This window comes from bacterium, from assembly GCA_030654305.1.
GTDB lineage: Bacteria > Krumholzibacteriota > Krumholzibacteriia > LZORAL124-64-63 > LZORAL124-64-63 > PNOJ01.
Genome location: JAURXS010000034.1, coordinates 1 through 2,750, shown reverse-complemented (window position 1 = coordinate 2,750; position 2,750 = coordinate 1). Strand labels below are relative to the sequence as shown.

At 68.5% G+C, this 2,750-nt stretch carries 4 protein-coding genes; all 4 read right to left on the bottom strand.

Translation table 11 applies throughout. From position 1 onward, the window contains the following. Nucleotides 1–52: 52 nt before the first annotated feature. The gene (locus tag Q7W29_00830; protein ID MDO9170359.1) at nt 53–1,135 is read right to left on the bottom strand and encodes a sodium ion-translocating decarboxylase subunit beta; all 1,083 of its coding nucleotides are present in this window, start codon (nt 1,133–1,135) and stop codon (nt 53–55) included. A gap of 37 nt (nt 1,136–1,172) precedes the next feature. After that, nucleotides 1,173–1,598 (bottom strand): biotin/lipoyl-containing protein, encoded by a 426-nt coding sequence (locus Q7W29_00825; GenBank protein ID MDO9170358.1) that lies wholly within the window; start codon nt 1,596–1,598, stop codon nt 1,173–1,175. Then, nucleotides 1,595–1,897 (bottom strand): hypothetical protein, encoded by a 303-nt coding sequence (locus tag Q7W29_00820; protein MDO9170357.1) that lies wholly within the window; start codon nt 1,895–1,897, stop codon nt 1,595–1,597. The genes Q7W29_00825 and Q7W29_00820 overlap by 4 nt, the downstream gene beginning before the upstream one ends. 8 nt (nt 1,898–1,905) lie before the next feature. Continuing rightward, on the bottom strand, nt 1,906–2,750 hold an 845-nt coding region (locus Q7W29_00815; protein MDO9170356.1), incomplete at its 5' end, for a carboxyl transferase domain-containing protein.

The following is a 2,750-nucleotide window of genomic DNA, read 5'->3' as shown; positions in this document are numbered from 1 at the left end:
TCCAGGGCGTAGGCGACCTGGCAACGGGCGGAGACGATCTCGTGATCCGGGCCTATTTCAACAGCGCGAGGAGTCCACCGGCCGCCACCGCAGTACCGATGACTCCAGCGACGTTGGGCCCCATCGCATGCATCAGCAGGTAATTGTGCGGATCCGTCTCCTGCGCCACGTTGTGCGCCACGCGCGCCGCCATCGGCACCGCCGAGACGCCCGCGGCCCCGATCAGCGGGTTGACGGGGCTGCCCGGCATCCGCGCCATGATCTTGCCCAGCATCAGGCCGCCGGCCGTCGACAACGCGAAGGCCACGCACCCGAGCACCAGGATCTTCATCGTCTCGGCCCGCAGGAACGTGTCGCCGGACATCGTCACGCCCACGCACAGACCCAGGATGATCGTGATGAGATTGATCAGTTCGTTCTGGGCCGAGCGGGTCAGCCGCTCGGTCACGCCGCACTCGCGCAGCAGGTTGCCGAACATCAAGAGGCCGATCAGGCTGGTCGCGGCCGGCACGATCAGGGCGGCCACGATCGTCACGCCGATGGGGAAGATGATGCGGACCCAGGGCGCCACGTCGAAGTTGTCCACCATGCGGATGGCGCGTTCCTTCTTCGTGGTCAGCAGGCGCATGATCGGCGGCTGGATGAGCGGCACCAGCGCCATGTAGGAGTAGGCCGACACCGCGATGGCGCCCAGCAGGTGCGGCGCCAGCTTCATGGTCAGGTAGATGGAGGTCGGGCCGTCGGCGCCGCCGATGATGCCGATGGAGGCCGCTTCCTGCGGCGTGAAGCCCATGGCGTTGGCGGCCAGGAAGGTGCCGAAGACGCCCAGCTGCGCCGCGGCGCCCAGGAAGAAGGTCTTGGGGTTGGACAGCAGCGGCCCGAAGTCCGTGAGCGCCCCCAGCCCCAGGAAGATCAGGGGCGGGAAGATCTCCAGCTTCACGCCGTAGAAAAGGTAGTGGAACAGGCCGCCCATCTCGCCCGGGCCGCCCTCGGCCATCAGGCCCGACAGCGGCAGGTTCGCCATGAGCGCTCCGAAGCCGATGGGTACCAGCAGCAGCGGCTCGAACTGCTTGCGGATGGCCAGCCAGAGCAGCAGGCAGGCGATGCAGAGCATCGTCAGCTCGCGCCACGACATGTTCGCCAGGCCGGTCGAGGTCCAGAGGGCGTCCACGTCACCCCTCCGACCGGTAGCGGGCCAGCACCGTGCCCACCTGGACGGTGTCGCCGACCTGGACGCACACTTCCTGGACGGTGCCGTGGTGCGGGGCGTAGATGTAGGTGTCCATCTTCATGGCGTCGAGCACGAAGGCCTGCGTCTTCGCTTCGACGGTTTCGCCGACCTGCACCAGCACCTTGCGCACGGTGCCGGCCAACGGGGCCGTGATGGCGTTCCCGTCGGCGGCCGTGTGGGCTTGGGCGGGCGCAGGCGGGCGCGGAGCCGCGGGCGAGGGCTCGGCGCGGCGGGGCCGCGGCGCTCCCGGCGACGACGGCAGCCCCGACATCGTGTTGGAGCCGGTGACGTACTGCTCGTCGTCCTCGAGCACTTCGACCGTCACTTCGTAGATCGTTCCGTTCAGCGTCAGGCGCAGTTTCTTCATTTCGGACCCACCTGGTGGGAGACCATGATATCCATGCGGCCCGCCTGCCCCCAGGACTCGTCGGCCTCGTCGGCGTGGGCGTGGACGCGATGGATGCGGATGGGAGCGCCGAGCGTCGCGTAGGCGGCGGCGGCGATCACGGCGAGGGTATCGGGATCGAGTCCGCCCTGCTCCGGCGCGCGCGCGCCCTTCAGGGAGCGGACCGACAGGGCGCGCAGGACGTACAACAGGGTCGCCAGCAGCCCCAGGGCCATGAACACGAGGCCGAAGGCGACCAGGGCGACCATCCACGGCGACATGTGCGTCATCATAGCGGTATGTTCCCGTGCTTCTTGTGGGGGCGGATGTCGCGCTTGGTCCGCAGCAGGCCCAGGCGCTCGATCAGCAGGCGCCGGGTCCACGACGGGCGGATGATGTCGTCCAGGTGCAGCGCCTCGGCGGCGTGGAACGGGTTGGCGTGCTCCTGCCGGTACTCGGCGACCTTCTCCTTGAACAGGGCGACGGGATCGGCCGCCTCCTTCAGTTCCTTGCGGTAGAGCACCCGCGCGGCCCCCTCCGGCCCCATCACGGCGATCTCGGCCGTGGGCCAGGCCAGCACGGACTCCGCGCCGACGTCCTTGCTGCACATCGCCAGGAAGGCGCCGCCGTAGGCCTTGCGCAGGATCACGGTGAGCTTCGGCACCGTCGCGGCGGAGTAGGAAAACAGCATCTTCGCGCCGTGGCGGATGATGCCGCCGTGCTCCTGCGCGACGCCGGGCAGGAAGCCGGGCACGTCCACCAGCGTGATCAGCGGGATGTTGTAGATGTTGCAGGTGCGGATGAACCGCGCGCCCTTGTCGGCGGCGTCGATGTTCAGCACGCCCGCCATGACCATGGGCTGGTTGGCGACGATGCCCACGGCCAGACCGCCGAGGTGCGCGAAGCCGACGACCAGGTTCGCCGCGAAGTCCTTCTGGACTTCCAGGAACACGCCGTCGTCCACCAGGCGGGAGATGACTTCCTTGACGTCGTAGGCGGCGCGGGGGTCGTCCGGGATGATCCAGTCCATCTCTTCGTCGTCGATGACGGTGCCGTCGAAGTGACGGGAGGGCGGCGTCTCCATGTTGTTCTGCGGCAGGTAGGTCAGCAGCGCCTTGACGATCCCGACGGCTT